We start from the raw sequence: 16,276 nt of genomic DNA on the forward strand, positions 1-16,276 counted from the left end.
ACCATGCGCGGAATGATCCTGACGACGGCCGCGCTGGCGGGGCTGATGGTGATGGGCCCGCCGGCGCATGCCGACCCGAACAAGTACGCGGTCAACGGACGGTTCACGGTGATCTCGGACGGGCAGTGGGCCAAGACGAATGATCGGTACAAAGACGAGGCGACGGTGACGAGCACCTGGACCATCACGACGAGTTGCACCACCGTGCTTCAGTGCTCTGGCAAGGTCACCAGTGATCAGGGCTGGACAGCGGACGTCAGTTACACCAAGCCGATGTGGTACGTGACGCGCCGGATTGAAAACTGGATCACCTGCCCGGATGGCACGTCATTCGACGGTCAGCAGACATTCAAATTCTTCGTCGATCAGTATGACAAGCCGTTTCTGCGCGGCTGGGACAACACCATCGGCCCCAGCGGTGCGTGCGGAGTCAACAAGGTGCTCAACATCGAGATGCCGCTGAAGCTGATCCCGTTGGACTAATCCACCATCAACGCGATGGTGTCCACCACACATGCCGGACGGTCGGACCCCTCCACCTCGACCGCCACGCGCACGGTTGCCTTGGCGCCCTTCTTGTCCCGCTCCACGCCTATCAGCTCCGCACCGCCCCGGATACGTGAGTCGACCGGTACCGGTGCGGGAAAGCGGAGCTTGTCCACCCCGTAATTCATCTGCATGGACAATCCCGTCACCTGGTAGATCTGCTTGACCAAGATCGGGATCAGCGCCAGCGTCAGGTATCCGTGGGCGATGGTGCGCCCGTAGGGTCCGGCGGCCGCACGCTCGGGATCGACGTGTATCCACTGGTGGTCACCGGTTGCGGCGGCGAACAGGTCGATCTGCTCCTGGGTGATGGTGTGCCAGTCGCTGTAGCCGAGATGCTCGCCGACACGGGCCTCAAAGTCGGCCACGCCCTGGTAGATCGTCGGCCGGGGCGGGGACTGGGTCACACCGCAACCTTGTCCAGACGCAGTTGTTTGAGCGCGTTGCCGCCCATGATCTTGGCCTTGGCGGTCTCGGACAGGCGCTGCAGTCGATCGACGAAGCTCAACGGCTCGCCGATGCCCTCCGGGTGCGGGTAGTCGGAGCCGAACATCACGTGGTCTTCGCCCATGATCTCCACGATGCCCTCGATGTCGTCTTCGAGGAACGGGTGAATGTAGATGTTGCGCTTGAACACCTCGACCGGGTGCTCGTCGAACTCCTTGGGCATCACGCGGTAGGCCTTCTCCAACTGGCGGAGCAGATTCCGCACCCACCCACTGCCGTTCTCCACCACCAGGATCCGGAGATCGGGGAAGCGAGACAGCGCTCCGTGGCAGATCAGTGCCGCCAGCGTGTCCTCGATGGCGCGGAACCCCATCACCACCTCGCGCAGGGCACTGGTCTTGAAGGACAGGTACTCGTCGCCGCCCTCCCATTCCATCAAGTGCTTCTGGTATCCGCTGTCGGAGGCGTGCAGCGTGACCGGCATATCCGCCTTGACGACCTCCTCCCAGAACGGGTCGAACTCGGGCAGGCCCATCGAACGCGAGCCCCCGAACCGGCTGGGCACCGGGGCGGGCCGCACCAGGAACGTCTTCATGCCGCGCTCGCGGCCGTAGTGGAACTCTCGGATGGCTTCCTCAACGATGGGCAGGCAGATCACCGGGGTCGCGAAGATCCGATCCTGGTAGTTGAAGGTCCAGTGCTCGTACATCCATTCGTTGAGCGCGTGGATGATCGCATGGGTCAAGATGACGTCATCGGTGGTGCGCTCCTCGATGAGGCTCGCCAGGGTCGGATACATCACGCACTGGTCGATACCCAATTCGTCCATCAACTCGATGCGCGGAGCCGGGTACTGGTAGGCGGGAATCACATCCATTGGCTCGCCGATGAACTCACGAAAGTTCAGGCCCTCGGGGTTGTTGCCCAGGAAGTAGTCTTCAGCACTGCCGGGGCGGGCCACCCGTGCGAACGTCGGGTTGGGGATCATGTGGCTGATGTGGTCTTTGACCACGAGCTTGGGTCGCCCGTTCACCTCGACATAGCCGACCTTGCCTCGGTGCTCCCTGGGCAGGTACTTGAGCAGCGCATCCTCGGTTTCGTACATGTGGTTGTCGATGTCGAACACCGGGTAGGGAAGCGAGCGGGCAGGCATGAGGCTGAATCCTCCTCGGACCAGTGATAACAATCATTTACTCTCAGCGGAAACGACGTTATCACTCTGTCTGCCCAACATCCACATCTCGGTCGAATCAGCCCGGTGACCAGGCGGCGATGACGTCGTCGGTGGAGGTCACGGTAGCCAGCAATGCCAGGCTGTTGTCGATCACCGCATCGGCGTATTCACTGGGGTACCCAGCGACGGCATCGCGCGGCAGCACGAATTGATAGCTTCGGTTCACCGCGTCCATCACGAAGTTGGTGATCGCGACGTTCACTGAAACACCCACGCCCACAATGGTTGTGATGCCCATATTCCGTAGCACCGAGTCGAGGTCGGTACCCGTCATGGGGCTGAGTCCATGGGTGCGGGTGAGCACCAGATCAGACTCGTGCGGGCCGAGTTCGGGCAGCAGGGACGCCCCGGCGCTTCCGGGAGTCAGATCTGCGCCAAAAGAACTGCCGGCGGCAAACAGTCGGGCATTCGAGTTCGAACCGCGACCGTCCGGGCGGCGCTGGATCAGGCAATGGACGACGGCGACGCCCGCGGCGCGGGCCGCCGGAAGCAGCTTCGCGATGTTGGGGATGGCCGCACGCTCCGCCTCGCGTGCCAGCATCGGCAGTCCGGCCTGGGGGCCGATCACCCCGCCTTGGCATTCCTGGGTGACTATGGCGGTGGTGTTCGGCGAGACGAGGTGAGGAAGGTCGGGTCGGGGCATGAGAACACACGTTATCGTCTGAGCCAAGGCGATTTCTAGAGGAGTGTTGATGGAGCAGTGGGAGCTGTTGATCCGGGAATCGGTGCGGCAGACCCTGGCTGACTACACCGCAGCCACGGATCGTTTCGATCTGCATGCCCTCGCTGCGTGCTTTGCACCCGATGGGGTACTGGAGTTCACCGGTGCCGACGAGCCGCTCGTCGGGGCCGCGGCGATCGAGACCGGTCTGGCCGCAGCGATGAGTTCGCGCGATTCGACGCGCAAGACGCCGACTTTTGTGCGACATCACCTCTCCAGCATCCGATTCGGATTGGTCGACGCCGACAGAGCCGAGGTCAGCAGCTACTTCGCAGTGCACACCGACATCGGGCTGGACCACTGGGGCAGGTACCGCGACGTGTTGGTGCCCGCGAACGGGGTCTGGTTGTTCGCCCATCGCAGAATCTCGGTGGACGCCTTCGGCGCGAACAGTCTGATGGCGCCCTGATCAGGCGTTCAGGCGCTGATGAACTCCTTGGCGAAGAGCTGCGCGCGTTCGAGGTATCCGTCACGGTCGTCGCCGGAGGGTGCGACAGTCAGCCAGGTCACGCCGGCCGCGGCCAGTCGCCCGATCACCTCGTGCCGTTCATCGGTGGAGCGCTTCTCATCCAGCATGTTGCCCGCCGAGAAGCAGATGTCCAGCGGTGCGGTACGTCCCACCTCCTCGGCATAGCGTCGAGCCCAGGCAATCGCCGATTCCAATTCTTCGATGGTCGAGATCTCTGCGGTGCGCGACGCAGTGGCGTATCCGAAGGTGTTGAACGGTGCCCATCCCTGCCCCCGGTCGATCGCACGCCGAACCGCAGGTTTGCTGTTGCCGCCGATCCACACCGGCGGCGGGCTCGTCTCAGGGCGTAGCCGAACCCCGCGGGCGGCGAACGACGTCCCGGCATAAGCGACGTCGGCGCCGCTCAAAACCTTGTCCAGCACGTCCAGTGCCTCGTCAAGCAGTGCACCGCGCCGGTCGAAGTCCGCGCCCAGGGCGAGAAATTCAGGCTTCAGATAGCCGGCGGCCGTCCCGAGGATGAGTCGGCCACCGGACAGGACCTGAAGGCTGTGGATGGATTTGGCACCGAGGAACGGGTTGCGGTACCCGGCGATGTAGACATTGGTGAGCAGCCGAAGCTCCGCCGTCACAGCCGCTGCGAACGACAGGGCGACGAATGGGTCCATCGCGTGGTGGCCACCGTGATCGAGCCACTTGGTGTCCGGTGCGGGATGGTCGGTGACGTGCACGGCCGCGTACCCCGCCGCTTCGGCGGCCCGGGCGATATCGGCGATGGCCGAAGCGCTGACGAAGTCATCCGAGAGCTCGACACGCTGAGTGGGCAGCTCCAGGGAAAAGGAAATCGTCAAGGGTGTCCTCCTGTCAGGCGGGTGTTGTGGCGACCAGTTCGCCGAGCCGTAGCGCATGGTGGTCGGGCTCGCCGAACATCAGTGAGCTCGCCTTGGCTCGCCGCACATACAGATGTGCGTCGTGCTCCCAGGTGAAACCCACTCCGCCGTGGACCCGCATGTTGTCGAGGGCAACGTGGGTGAATGCTTCCGAGGCAACCAGTTTCGCCACGGACGCGGCAATGGCGAGCTCTTCGGAATCGGTCACTGCGGCCGCATGCGCGACAGCTGAGCGGGCGCCCTCGACGAGCACCAGCATGTCAGCGCACCGGTGTTTGACGGCTTGGAAGCTTCCGATCGGACGACCGAACTGGATCCGGTCCTTGGCGTAGGCGACCGCGGTGTCCAGGCAACGCGCCGCGCCACCGAGTTGCTCGGCCGCCAGCAGCACGGTGGCGATGTCGGAGGTCAGTGACAGGCCGGGCTCCGCACCTCCAGGGGGCCCGATCAGCCGGGCAGGTGTGTCGTCGAATTCGAGGTGGGCGATCCGGCGAGTGCGGTCCAGTCCGGCAAGGGGCCGGCGGGACAGTCCTCTCGCGCCGCCGGCGACGGCGAACAGGGATGTGCCGGTATCGCAGACGGCGGCGACCAGCACGAGGTCGGCGGTATGGCCGTCGAGAACCAGCGGGGCTTCGCCGTGGACGGTGTAACCCCGGCGGTCGTCTCCGTGGGCGGTCAGCGCGACCGTCGAGGAATCCCACGCGCCGAGCTGACCATTGAAGATCACTGTGGCCGTGGTGGTGCCGGCGGCGAGGGCCGGGACGAACTCCGCGATGGCGTCGTCATCGGTGCTGGTGAGGAGGGCAGGAATGGCCAGTGCCACGGTGGCGAAGAACGGCGCACACAACAGCGCGGCACCCATCTCCTCGAACACCACCGCCAGTTCTGCCGTACCCGCGCCGGCGCCGCCGAACCGCTCGGGAACCGCGATACCGTGCAACCCCAGCTCTGCGGCCATCCGATGCCACGCAGCCTCGTCATAGCCGGTGTCGCTGTCCATCAAGGCTCTGACCGCCGCGCTCGGGGATGTCTGGGCCAGGAACTCGCGGACGGACTGCCGAAGCTCGTCCTGCGCTGAGGTCATGGTCCCCCTCACTGTAGACAACCTCGACATGGGCATGGCCGATTCAGGATAGTATCCTTTCTGAAAACAGAGAATAATGATTCTCACCGAAGGGAGACGGTCGGTGGCCTCCAAACTCGACTACGGGATCTTTGACTGCGACACCCATTGCTACGAAACACGCGACGCGTTTACCCGGTATCTGCCCAAGGAATTTCACGACCGGGCCATCACCGCAGTGCGCGGAGCCGACGGCGCCGAAAGCATCCTCGCCGGCCACCGGATCGCCACCTTCAACAGTGAGGCCGGACTCGGATTCGACCTCGCCTACCGGCCCGGCTCGCTCAAGGAGATGCTCAAACAGATGGGCTCGGGCAACCCCGACGAGACCTATGAGCCGCAACCCATGCAACCCGAATGGCTGGAACGCGAACCGCGGCTACGGGTGATGGCCGAACAGAACGTCGAGCGCGCCGTTATCTTCCCGGCCGGCATGGCCCTGGCCGCCGAACACTACGTCGACGACACCGCTGCCCTCTATGCCAATATCCGGTCCTTCAACCGGTGGTTCGACGAGACCTGGGGCTTCAACCATCGCGACAAGATCTACGCAACCGCACTGCTCTCGCTGCGCGATCTGGAGTCGTCGATCGCTGAGACCGAGGCGATCATCGCGCAGGGGGCCAAGATGGTGCTGCTGCCGACCGGACCTGCATACGGACGTTCGCCGGGGGACCCGTACTTCGACCCGATCTACGCGCGCCTCCAGGAAGCGGGGTGCACGCTGGTCTTCCACATCCAGCCGTTCTGGTACTTCAATGCGATCTCCCCGGCGTGGGGTCACAACCCCGACCCGTCTGCGTGGCGCATGTCGGCGTGGCAGTGGATGAACGTCTACGGTCAGCGGCCTATCGAGGACACCCTGTCGGCGCTGATCTTCGACAACCTCTTCGGTCGCTTTCCCGGGCTGAACGTCCTGGTCGCCGAGCACGGAGCCGAATGGGTTCCGCAATTCGTGGTCCATATGGACAAGAGTCGGGGCATGGGGCGCAACGGACCCTGGATCGGTGGGAAGCTCACTGAGCGTCCGTCGGAGATATTCCGCCGCCACGTGGGCGTCGTTCCGTATCCCGAGGACGATATCCCGGCCATCGTCGAGCGGCTCGGGTATGACGAATGCCTGCTGATGGGTTCGGACTACCCACACGCCGAGGGCTTGGCCGAGCCGGCCGACTTCGTCAAACTGCTTGACCCACTGGACGATGCCGCCAAGCAACGAATCATGCGGGATAACGCCGACGCGTTGCTGCGCCGGAGCTAATGCGCGGTGCCGACCGACGACGACCTCGACGTTGATCTCGAATTCCTGCGTGCCTCCGCGCGGGATTTCCTGGCTGGCCGGGGCGAGAAGGACTCGATCGAGGAGCTCGCCCGGCTGGATTGGACCGGCCTGTTGGTCGATGATGCCGCTGGCGGGGCTGGGTGGCGCCCGGTGGAGGCGGCAGTCATCGCCGAAGAGATCGGTCGTGCCGGGGACCGCTCGGCCTGGCTGGGCAGCGCGGTAGCCGCGGCAGCACTCGCCACCGCTCCAGATGCCGTCCGGCAGGGGCTGCTGCCAGGTCTGCTCGACGGATCCATTGCCGCCGCAGTGGCGCTGCCGACCTCAGCCGAGACGGTCCGGGTGGCCAGGGCCGACCGCTGCGCGATCCTGGTGCTGTTGGCCCACGACGGGATCGAGCTCATCAACGACGGCCTGGCACGATGCGACGATGCGGATCTGCTCGACGTGAACAGACCGGTCCACCGCGTGGATATCAGCGGTGCGCAGCGACACAGCATCGGAACGGCCGAGCGATCCGCCGAGCTGCGAAGGGTGGCCCGGCTGCTCGTCAGTGCCGACTCCGTCGGTGCACTGTCCGCCACCCTCGAACGGCTGGTCGGCTATCTGATCGACCGGATCGCCTTCGGTGCGCCGATCGCGAGCTTTCAAGCCGTGCAACACCGTCTGGTGGATCTGTTGGTGCTGCAGGTCAAGTCCCGGGCGATCGTGATGAAGGCCATGCGGGCGGTGGCGGTGGGCGATCCGCAGGCCGCCCTGCTCACCGCGTCCGCCCATTCCTTTGTGACCGCCAAGACGACCGCGGCGGTCGATGAATGCATGCAACTGTCCGGAGGGATCGGCTTCACCTGGGAGTACCCCCTGCATCACGAGCTGCGCCGGGTCTTCGACAATGCGCAGTTGTTCGGCACCGCCCGTTCCAGTCATGCCGAGCTGAGGGAGGTGGCGGGCTGGTGACCACCGCACCTGTTCGGCCCAGTGCCGAGTCGTTGGCGGAGTTCCGTTCTACGGTACGACAATTCATCGCTGACCATGCCCCCGGCGTGGTCGCGCGCGAAGGCCACCGAGCGCCTGTCGACGCCGAACAGGAAGCGATGCTGCGCAGCTGGTTCGCGAAGCTGTTCGATGCCGGATACGTCGGTGCGGACTGGCCCGTCGAGTACGGTGGCCGTGCCGACTACCACCCGCTGCGCGATCGCATCGTCAGTGAGGAGATCCTGCGGGCGCGGGCGCCGCGGCCTGTCGACCAGGTCAACCTCGCCGCACACGTACTGCTGCACTTCGGATCGCAGGAACAGAAGCAGACGCTGCTTCCACCGATCCGGCGCAGTGAGCACGTCTGGTGTCAGCTGCTGAGCGAACCCGACGCGGGCAGCGACATCGCCGCGGTGCGCTGTCGGGGACAGCGCCAGGCAGACGGCAGCTGGGTGCTCGACGGTCAGAAGACCTGGATCACCGACGGTCACTGGGCGGACATGGGTTTGGCGCTCATCCGCACCGATCCGTCGTCATCACGCCATCACGGGCTGACGGTCTTTGCGGTACCCCTTGCCGCGGCGGGCGTCGAGGTGCGACCTATTCGTACGGTCGGCGACGCGATCGAGGTCAACGAGGTCTTCCTCAACGGCGTCAGACTGCCCGCGGACAGTGTGGTCGGTGAGCCTGGGCAGGGCTGGTCGATAATCATGACCGGTCTCGACTACGAAAGGTTCGGCATCGGCGGTAACGTCATCTTGCTCGAACTGCTCATCGATGACCTGATCACGCTGGCCAAAGCCGGTACCGTGGACGGTGTTCCAGCTCTGCAGTGCGGCGACATCCGGGAGAAGTTGTCCGAACTGGCCGTCGAGGTCGAGGTGGCAAAGGCCTACATCGACGATCACGTGGAACGCATGATCGTTGGTGCGGACGAGGTCGGCGACGGTTCGATCGCCAAGCTGAGTTTCGCGGAGACCTACCATCGCGTGTCGGCCTATGGCGCGGAGTTGGCGGCCGCGACGGTGCTGGACGGACCGAGCGACTCGGCTGCCCACGGCGCCAAGCAACGTCTGCGGGAATGCTGGCTGTGGTCACGCGCGTACACCATTTCCGGTGGCAGCTCGGAGATCATGCGCAATATTCTCGCCAAGCGCCGCCTGATGCTGCCGAGCCGGTGACCACGTATTGGGAACTGGTCGACACCGCGGCCAGACAGCATCCGGACCGGGTGGTTCTGACCGATGATTTCGGTCGCAGCCTGACCAGCGCGCAGCTGCATGCCGCCGCAGCGCGCACCGCTGCGGCCCTGGCGCGAAACGGCGTGTCCGCCGGGACCGTGGTGTCCTGGCAGTTGCCGACCACGCTGGAGACGATGGTCGTGATGGTGGCGCTGACCCGACTGGGGGCGGTGCAGAATCCCCTTCTCCCGATCTGGCGCTCCAGCGAGGTGCGTTTCGTGACAGAGCAGCTCGGTACCGAGGTGCTGATCATTCCCGGGACGTGGCGGGGTTATGACCACCGGCCGCTGGCCGCCGAACTCGCGCGGGAACGTGGGATCTCCGTCGTGGTCGTCGACCACGACATGCCCGTCGGCGAGGGGCTGAGGCTGGACGTCGGAGATCCGGCTGTGCTCGGCCCGCCGCCGCAGTCGGAGGAAGACCCCCGATGGGTCTACTACTCATCGGGAACCACCTCGGCCCCCAAGGGCATTCGGCATTGTGATCGCTCGATCATCGCAGGCTCGGCCGGTGTGGTCGATATGGGAGCGTGCAGCGAGGACGTCAATCCGATCGCATTCCCCATCTCGCACATCGGCGGTGCGGCGATGCTGGCGGCCGCGCTGTTGACCGGCATGCGGCTGGTCCTGTTCGACGTCTTCGACCCGACCGACACACCGCGGGCGATGGCCGACCACGGGGCGACCCTGCTGGGATCGGCCACCCCCTTCTTCGTGGCATTCATCGCCGCGCAGCGGGCGCACGGACGCGAGCCGTTGTTCGACCGGCTACGTGGGTGTGTCGGCGGGGGCGCTCCGATCACAGCCGAGCTCGGTCAGCAGGTGCGCGAGACGTTGTCGGTGGCCGGGGTGGCCAACGCCTGGGGTTTGACGGAATTCCCGGTGGCGACATCACCGCGCCTCGACGGCGACGCGTACACCCTGGATCACACCGTGGGCAGCCCGGTGCCGGGGGTCTCGGTTCGGGTGGTCGACGATTCGGAGCGCCAGGTGGGTGTCGGAGAAGAGGGGGAGTTGCGGCTGAAGGGGCCGCAATGCTTCCTCGGCTATGTCGACGCGGCGCTGGACGCGGACGCGTTCGACGGTGACGGCTGGTTCCGCAGCGGCGACCGGGGACGCATCGATGCGCAGGGCAATGTGATCGTGACCGGACGGATCAAGGACACGATCATCCGCAATGCGGAGAACATCTCTGCGTTGGAGATCGAGGGTGTTCTGGCCACCCATCCCGGGGTCGCCGATGTCGCCGTGATCGGTGTGCCCGACGCGCGGACCGGTGAACGGGTGTGCGCTGTCGTCGTCGCCGAACAGGCGGCGGCGGTGACGTTGGAGTCACTGGTGACGCACTGCAAAGGGCGTGGCCTGAGCCATCACAAGGCACCCGAGCGTCTCGAGCTGGTGGAGGCGCTTCCGCGCAACCAGACCGGCAAGGTCCTCAAGACCGAGTTGCGGACGAGGTTCGGGATGAGGGAGACAACGTGATTCGCGACATCAGAGAGCTCAGCGGCGATCCGGCGGCCTATGCGGCAGAACTGCAGCGCCGGTGGGGCGGGCTGCTCAGCTACCGCTATATCGGCCGTAACCACGCCTCGATGAATGTCGGTCCCGCCGACGACACCGTCACGCTGCGCTCCGACATGCGCGATGACGGCGGCGGGATCCTGCTGTGCGTCTTCGGTATCGCCTCACCTGAGGGGGGTGTGGTGTCCGATCTGGAAGCCGTTCCCAATCCGGTGGTGCATTCCTGCCAGGTGCTCGATCCCGGGGTAGACGTAAGACGGTTCGAGGTGCGCACCGAAGCTCTGAAGAGGGGCCACCGAATGGCTTACAGCCGGTCGTTGATCGTCGATGCTGACAACCCGGCTCGCGTGCTTGCGGTCACCGAGGGCCAGGGCGTGACCATCGGTGTCCCCCCGGAGGGGCTGCAGAAGATGACGGTGGAACCGATCGACGTGGTGGATTCGCCCGATCTGCCGCCGCTGTGGCAGGTGTTCGGGGGAAGCCGAGTCGATGCCCGAACATGGCTGTTGCCGCGGCTGTCGTCGGAGGTGGCCTCACCGGATGCCGCGCTGCATGTGGGTCCGCAGTTCGTCATGACCGAGACGGCCGCGCGCAGCGCTGTGCTCGACGTCTCGGCGACCGGCCAGCTCGCCGGCGTCTCGTCGCACACGATGTTCTTGGCCCGGGCCAAGGTCGGTCCGTTCCGATTCGTGGCCGAACCGGTGGCGGCACAGGCGGGCTCGAATGCGGTTGTCGCGGCGCGCACGCTCGTCTTCGACGATGGTGCCGACGGGAAGTTGGTCACCGTCGCGACACATGTGTTTCGGCAGGCGGAACCAGATCGCGTTTGACCACCTTGCCGACCTCGTTGCGCGGGAGTCGGTCCACGAACACGATGCGCGCCGGCACCCGGTAGGGGGTCAGCCGCTCCCGGCACCAGGTGTACAGCTTCTCTTCGGTCACGGTGTCGTCCAGACGGACGACGAAGGCCCACGGCACCTCGCCGAGGCGTTCGTCGGGGACACCGACGACGGCGGCCTCCCGCACCCCGGCAGCAGCCAGCAAGACGTCTTCCACAGTTCCGGGGAACACCTTCAGCCCACCGCGGTTGATCATGTCCGACACCCGGCCGTCGAGCCAGAGGAACCCGTCATCGTCGAACCAGCCGAGATCGCCGGTGTGAAACCAGCCTTCCTCGGTCAGCCGGTCCCAAAAGGCCGGGTCGATCTTGCGGGCCGCCGTGGTCGGCGTGCGCACCAGCACCTCGTCATCGGCGATCGTGACATCGATACCGGGCAGCGGGCGCCCAACCGACCCCAGTTTGGTCTCACCCCACTCACGAGCGTCGGCAGCCGACCATCCCACCACCTCGCCGCCGAGTTCGGTCTGGCCGTAGGAATTGAGCACCAGCACACCGAATTTGTCGCGGAATGCCGCGGCGTGTACCGGGGACAACGGGGCGGTGATGGACCGCACGATCCTCAGCGGTGACAAGTCGGTCACCGCTGCTTCGTGCAGCACCATGGTCAGTGCAGCCGGGGGCAGCACCGTGGAGCGCAGTTGATGGCGCTTGACCAGGGTGGCGAATTCTCCGGCTGTGAACCGCTCCATCAGCACCACGCCGGAACCCGCGCGGAACGCGAACAGCACCTGATAGATACCCGCCCACAGCGACAGCGACAACGGGACCAGATTCGGCATCGGCGCACGTTTCGCCTTGGGCTGGGCGGCGTTCGAGCTGTTTCGGAGTTTGCGCAGCAGCCGGTCGATGAGATCGAGCACCGTGGTGTGTCGCAGCGGCACCGGCTTCGGTGTCCCGGTGGTGCCCGAGGTGAATTGCAGCAGCGCGACGTCGGCGTCGTACTGCCGGGGATCATCCGGGGCAGTGCTGCCGGCGGACAGCTGCCAGGCAAGCCCTGCCCCGGTGACCACAGGCAGTCCCGAACGGGCGAACCGGTGCGCCAGATCCGCAGTCGTGACCACGGCGACCGGCCGCAACGTGGCCAGCTGCTCGGCAAGTTCTGCGTCGGCAGCCCGTGGATTGAGCGGCGTATAGACCCCACCGGCAAGCCAGGTGCCGAAAAGCGCGGCGACCGTGACGCCGTCGTTGGGCAACATCGCCGCCACCACCTGCCCGGTTTGCAGGCCTGCGGAATTCAGCAGGTCGCCCAGCCGCTGGGCGCCGGCGAGAAGTTGGTCGCCGCTGATGTCGTGATCAACCGTGTGCACCGCGACCGGCGGAAGATCATCGAGCAGTTGTGCCAGGCTCATGAGTCCGCGTCCAGCGGAAGCCATCGTGGAGAACGCTTGTCGGCGAACGCACGCGGCCCCTCATCCTGGTCGGGGTGACCCCACAGCGACGTCAAGTGCTTCGCGCCTTCCCGGCACGCGTCGGTCAGCCCGTGCTCCAGGGCGCCCCACAGCGCGCGCTTGGTGGCACGCATTGCCGCGGGCGAGTTCTGGGCGATCTTCTCGGCCAGTTCCTGGGCCACGGCACGAAGCTCCTCCGGCGGGTCGACGACCTGGCTGATCATGCCGAGCTGGTAGGCGCGCTGTGCGGTGAGCCGCTCGTGACTGCCGACCAATGCCATCCGCAGCACCGCCTCGGCAGGCATCTTGCGCATCAGCGCGATGGTCTCCAACGCGCTCACCTGACCGATCGACACATGCGGATCGACGAACGTCGCATCCGAGGACGCGATGACGATGTCGGCGTCGGCCACCCAGTGCAGTCCACCGCCCGCACACACCCCGTTGACCGCAGTGATGACCGGCTTGCCGACGCCGCAGTGCCAGGCGGTGAGGCCGAGGTCGAGGGAGGCCATGGTCTCGCCGAACTGCTCGGCCGCCCCTTCATCCAGCTCCTCGACGTCGGTGCCCACCTGAAATGCGCGACCATTGCCGGTGTGCACGATGACCCGGACGTCGGCATCGGCATCGAGTTCGGCCCACGCCCGCCGAAACTCCTGGCGCATGAGGTGGTCGTAGGCATTGAGCCGCTCGGGCCGGTTGTTGATGATCCACCCGACCGGCCCGTGGCGCTCCACGATCAGTCGCTGGTATGTCATGACACCTCCGTGGGATGACCGCTCATGTGCCGGATCGCCTCGGCAGCTTCGCGACGGGCTTGGGTCAGCCCGACCTCCAGTGACCGCCACAGTGCCTGCTTGGTCACTCGCATCGCCGCCGGCGAGTTGGTCGCTATCGCGGCGGCCAGGGCGCCCGCTGCCGTGCGCAGCTGGTCATGGGGGACGACCTCGGAGGCGATGCCCAGTTCGTAGGCACGGTCGGCGGAGATACGTTCGCCACGCCCGCTCAACGTCATTCGGGTGATCGCCTCCATCGGCGACTTGCGCAGCAGCGTGATCGCCTCATAGGCGACGGCCTGTCCGACGGAGACATGCGGGTCCACGATCGAGGCCCGCTCGCTGAGTATCACGATGTCCGCGTCGGCGACCAGATGCAGGCCGCCGCCCGCGCATACTCCGTTCACCGCGGCGATCACGGGTTTCCAGACATCGCAGTGCCAGGACGAGATCTTCAGCTCGGCGTCTCGAGTTCGCCGGGAGTGCTTGCGCATGGCGTCCTTGTCGCGGGCCACCTGCACCACGTCCATGCCGGTGCAGAACGCCTTGCCGTTCGCGGTGTTGACGATGACGCGAACATCGGGGTCGGACTCGAGGTCAGCCCAGGCGTGCTCAAGCTCGTCCAGCATCAGCGCATCAAAGGCGTTTCCGGCCTCCGGGCGGTTCAGGATGAGCCACCCGATGCCTTCGGACTTCTGCACAATCAGTCGTTCGTAGGCCGTCATGATCGCGGAATGTCCTTCCACGGCTTGCCCTTCCAGGGATCTGGTTCTCTGGGAAGTCCGAGCACCCGTTCGCCGAGGATGTTCTTGTTGATATCGGTGGTCCCGCCCTCGGTGCCGTTGGCCAGGCTGCGCATCCAGCCCTGCACGTCCCGCGGCAGCGCGTCGGTGTCGTCGGTGGCCGGCCAGGCAAGTGCAGCGGTACCGCTCAGGTCGACCATCAGATCTTGGATCTGCTGGTTCAGCGTCGCCTGGTGAACCTTTCCGATGGACGATGCGGCACCGGGCGATTGCCCGGCCTTCAGGGCCGCGCGTACCCGGGCGTTCGTCCAGCCGCGCACCTTCTCCTGGGCCCACAGCCGCATGACCTTGGCTCGGATGACGGGATCCGACCAGCGCCCGGTCTCCTGTGCCAAGGTGATCAACCGCTGTGTGCTGGAACCGCCGAGCCGGCCCATACCGCCCGAGCCCGATCCCGAAACCATCTGCCGCTCCACGGACAGTGTCGATGCACTGACCCGCCAGCCGTCGTTGAGATCACCCACCCGGTGCGCGTCGGGAACGCGGGCGCCGTCTAAGAACACCTCGTTGAACTCGCGTTCACCGGTGATCTGGCGCAGCGGGCGGACTTCGACGCCGGGCTGGTGCATATTGAGCAGAAAATAGGTGATACCTCTGTGCTTCGGCTGTTCGGGATCGGTGCGGGCCAGCAGGATTCCGAAATCCGCTTCATCGGCCCAGGTGGTCCACACCTTCTGACCGGTGATCACCCACTCATCACCGTCGGCGACGGCGCGGGTCGCCAACGACGCCAGATCGGACCCGGCACCGGGTTCGCTGAACAACTGGCACCACTTCTCTTCGTTGCGCACGATCGGGGGCAGAAACCGCAGGCGCTGTTCTTCGGTGCCGTGACTGAACAGGGCCGCAGCAGCATTGTTGAGCCCCAACGGGTTCAGCCGGGTCAACCGCAGCGGCGCCAGGACCGTTTCGATGGCACGTGCCACCTCGTTGGACACCCCGAGCCCGCCATGCTCGGGAAGCCAGGTCGGCGCCACCAGGCCGGTCGAGGCGAAGGCGGGATACCACCGCCGGTAGTCCTCCGGAGTGCGGACCGCACGCAGCGCCCGATGGCCGTCGGCCGCGGCGGCGCGCCAGGATTCGGGCACCTCGGTCCGTATCCATTGCTCGACTGTGGCCACCGCTTCCTCGGCGGTGCTCGACGCATCGATCGGCAGTGTCATCGGCCGTGAAACTCCGCATCCCGCTTTTCCCGGAACGCTGCCAGGGCTGCCTTGAAATCGTCACTGCGGGTGGCCAACTCCAGAGCCATGGCCTCATTGTGCAGGTGACGGTCCAGGTCAAGCCCGTGTCCGCTCTGCAGCAGCCACTTGGTGAGGCCGAGCGCGACCGTCGGCCCGGTCGCCAGCCTGCCCACCAACTCGTCGGCGGCGTGGTCCAGATCGGTTGCGGCGTAAGCCTCGTGAATTATCTCCCACGCCGCAGCCTGAGCCCCGGAGATCTCCTGGCCGAGCATCAGCAGCCGTCGGGTGCGCACCATCCCGATCAGCCGGGGCAGCAGCCAGGCCGCGCCGCTGTCGGGGCTCAAGCCGCGTGCCATGAACGGCTCCCAGAATCGGGCGTCGGTGGCGGCCAGGCAGAAGTCGGACGCCAAAGCGATGTGGAACCCCAGCCCAGCGGCCCAGCCCTGCACCACTGAGACGATCGGCACCTGCGTCTCAAGCATCAGGGGGATGAGCCGGTTGGCTTTGTTCGGCAGTCGGCGCTGGGTGGTGCCGACCCGAGGTTTCCGTTCGGAACGTGCGGTGTTGGCGATCAGGTCGGAGCCCGCGCAGAAGTCGGGCCCGTTGGCGTCGATGCGAATGACGCGTACGGATTCGTCGGTGCCGGCTGCCGCGAGATGCTCGATGATGGCGTCGAGGACCACATCGTTGACCGCGTTACGCCGCTCGGCACGGTCGAAGGTGAGGCGCAGTTCGGCTCCTCGGTGTGCGACCAGGAGGCCCGGGACACTGGAGTAGGTCAT

17 protein-coding genes are annotated in these 16,276 nt (G+C 65.9%); 7 read left to right on the plus strand and 10 right to left on the minus strand.

Going from position 1 to position 16,276, the window contains the following annotated elements; all coding sequences use genetic code 11:
- Positions 1-3: 3 nt before the first annotated feature.
- Positions 4-483, plus strand: a complete 480-nt coding sequence (locus AWC18_RS09845) for an Rv2253/PknI dimerization domain-containing protein (protein ID WP_064997249.1) — start codon at positions 4-6, stop codon at positions 481-483.
- On the opposite strand, the gene AWC18_RS09850 is transcribed toward AWC18_RS09845, so the two are convergent.
- From AWC18_RS09850 to AWC18_RS09860, 3 genes are all read right to left on the minus strand, one after another.
- Entirely contained in the window at positions 480-953 is a 474-nt protein-coding gene (locus tag AWC18_RS09850) for a MaoC family dehydratase (RefSeq protein ID WP_085138572.1), read from the minus strand. The genes AWC18_RS09845 and AWC18_RS09850 overlap by 4 nt on opposite strands.
- The gene (locus tag AWC18_RS09855) at positions 950-2,146 is read right to left on the minus strand and encodes an amidohydrolase family protein (RefSeq protein ID WP_085138573.1); all 1,197 of its coding nucleotides are present in this window, start codon (positions 2,144-2,146) and stop codon (positions 950-952) included. Before AWC18_RS09855 ends, AWC18_RS09850 begins: the two co-directional genes overlap by 4 nt.
- 97 nt (positions 2,147-2,243) lie before the next feature.
- Complete coding sequence (locus AWC18_RS09860) at positions 2,244-2,870, minus strand: cysteine hydrolase family protein (protein ID WP_085138574.1); 627 nt, start codon at positions 2,868-2,870, stop codon at positions 2,244-2,246.
- A gap of 49 nt (positions 2,871-2,919) precedes the next feature.
- Between AWC18_RS09860 and AWC18_RS09865 the strand changes: the two genes are divergently transcribed.
- Positions 2,920-3,357: a nuclear transport factor 2 family protein gene (locus AWC18_RS09865; RefSeq protein WP_085138676.1), complete on the plus strand. Its 438-nt coding sequence runs from the start codon at positions 2,920-2,922 to the stop codon at positions 3,355-3,357.
- Positions 3,358-3,365: 8 nt separating this feature from the next.
- Here the strand turns inward: AWC18_RS09865 and AWC18_RS09870 are convergent, their stop codons facing one another.
- Positions 3,366-4,265: a TIGR03619 family F420-dependent LLM class oxidoreductase gene (locus tag AWC18_RS09870; protein WP_085138575.1), complete on the minus strand. Its 900-nt coding sequence runs from the start codon at positions 4,263-4,265 to the stop codon at positions 3,366-3,368.
- A gap of 13 nt (positions 4,266-4,278) precedes the next feature.
- Complete coding sequence (locus AWC18_RS09875; protein WP_085138576.1) at positions 4,279-5,388, minus strand: acyl-CoA dehydrogenase family protein; 1,110 nt, start codon at positions 5,386-5,388, stop codon at positions 4,279-4,281.
- Between the two features lie 103 nt (positions 5,389-5,491).
- On the opposite strand from AWC18_RS09875, the gene AWC18_RS09880 reads away from it, so the two are divergent.
- The 5 genes from AWC18_RS09880 to AWC18_RS09900 are packed head-to-tail and all read left to right on the plus strand — an operon-like array spanning position 5,492 to position 11,272.
- Positions 5,492-6,688 carry an amidohydrolase family protein gene (locus AWC18_RS09880; protein ID WP_085138677.1) on the plus strand — a complete coding sequence of 399 codons (1,197 nt, stop codon included), beginning with the start codon at positions 5,492-5,494 and terminating at the stop codon, positions 6,686-6,688.
- 6 nt (positions 6,689-6,694) lie between these two features.
- Complete coding sequence (locus AWC18_RS09885; protein ID WP_085138577.1) at positions 6,695-7,663, plus strand: acyl-CoA dehydrogenase family protein; 969 nt, start codon at positions 6,695-6,697, stop codon at positions 7,661-7,663.
- Complete coding sequence (locus AWC18_RS09890; RefSeq protein WP_085138678.1) at positions 7,660-8,862, plus strand: acyl-CoA dehydrogenase family protein; 1,203 nt, start codon at positions 7,660-7,662, stop codon at positions 8,860-8,862. Before AWC18_RS09885 ends, AWC18_RS09890 begins: the two co-directional genes overlap by 4 nt.
- The gene (locus AWC18_RS09895) at positions 8,859-10,403 is read left to right on the plus strand and encodes a class I adenylate-forming enzyme family protein (protein ID WP_234806479.1); all 1,545 of its coding nucleotides are present in this window, start codon (positions 8,859-8,861) and stop codon (positions 10,401-10,403) included. The genes AWC18_RS09890 and AWC18_RS09895 overlap by 4 nt, the downstream gene beginning before the upstream one ends.
- Positions 10,400-11,272 (plus strand): hotdog family protein, encoded by an 873-nt coding sequence (locus tag AWC18_RS09900; RefSeq protein WP_085138579.1) that lies wholly within the window; start codon positions 10,400-10,402, stop codon positions 11,270-11,272. The genes AWC18_RS09895 and AWC18_RS09900 overlap by 4 nt, the downstream gene beginning before the upstream one ends.
- Here AWC18_RS09900 and AWC18_RS09905 read toward each other — a convergent pair.
- From AWC18_RS09905 to AWC18_RS09925, 5 genes are read right to left on the minus strand one after another with little or no spacing between them, the layout of a single operon-like run.
- Positions 11,223-12,692 carry a class I adenylate-forming enzyme family protein gene (locus AWC18_RS09905; RefSeq protein WP_085138580.1) on the minus strand — a complete coding sequence of 490 codons (1,470 nt, stop codon included), beginning with the start codon at positions 12,690-12,692 and terminating at the stop codon, positions 11,223-11,225. The two genes, AWC18_RS09900 and AWC18_RS09905, sit on opposite strands and share 50 nt — an antisense overlap.
- Positions 12,689-13,489: an enoyl-CoA hydratase/isomerase family protein gene (locus AWC18_RS09910; RefSeq protein ID WP_085138581.1), complete on the minus strand. Its 801-nt coding sequence runs from the start codon at positions 13,487-13,489 to the stop codon at positions 12,689-12,691. Before AWC18_RS09910 ends, AWC18_RS09905 begins: the two co-directional genes overlap by 4 nt.
- Positions 13,486-14,232: an enoyl-CoA hydratase/isomerase family protein gene (locus AWC18_RS09915; RefSeq protein WP_064997836.1), complete on the minus strand. Its 747-nt coding sequence runs from the start codon at positions 14,230-14,232 to the stop codon at positions 13,486-13,488. Before AWC18_RS09915 ends, AWC18_RS09910 begins: the two co-directional genes overlap by 4 nt.
- On the minus strand, positions 14,229-15,473 hold the full coding sequence (locus AWC18_RS09920; protein WP_064997835.1) for an acyl-CoA dehydrogenase family protein: 1,245 nt from the start codon (positions 15,471-15,473) through the stop codon (positions 14,229-14,231). The genes AWC18_RS09915 and AWC18_RS09920 overlap by 4 nt, the downstream gene beginning before the upstream one ends.
- Positions 15,470-16,276 carry an enoyl-CoA hydratase/isomerase family protein gene (locus AWC18_RS09925; RefSeq protein WP_064997834.1) on the minus strand — a complete coding sequence of 269 codons (807 nt, stop codon included), beginning with the start codon at positions 16,274-16,276 and terminating at the stop codon, positions 15,470-15,472. Before AWC18_RS09925 ends, AWC18_RS09920 begins: the two co-directional genes overlap by 4 nt.

The organism is Mycolicibacter nonchromogenicus (assembly GCF_002101775.1).
GTDB lineage: Bacteria > Actinomycetota > Actinomycetes > Mycobacteriales > Mycobacteriaceae > Mycobacterium > Mycobacterium nonchromogenicum.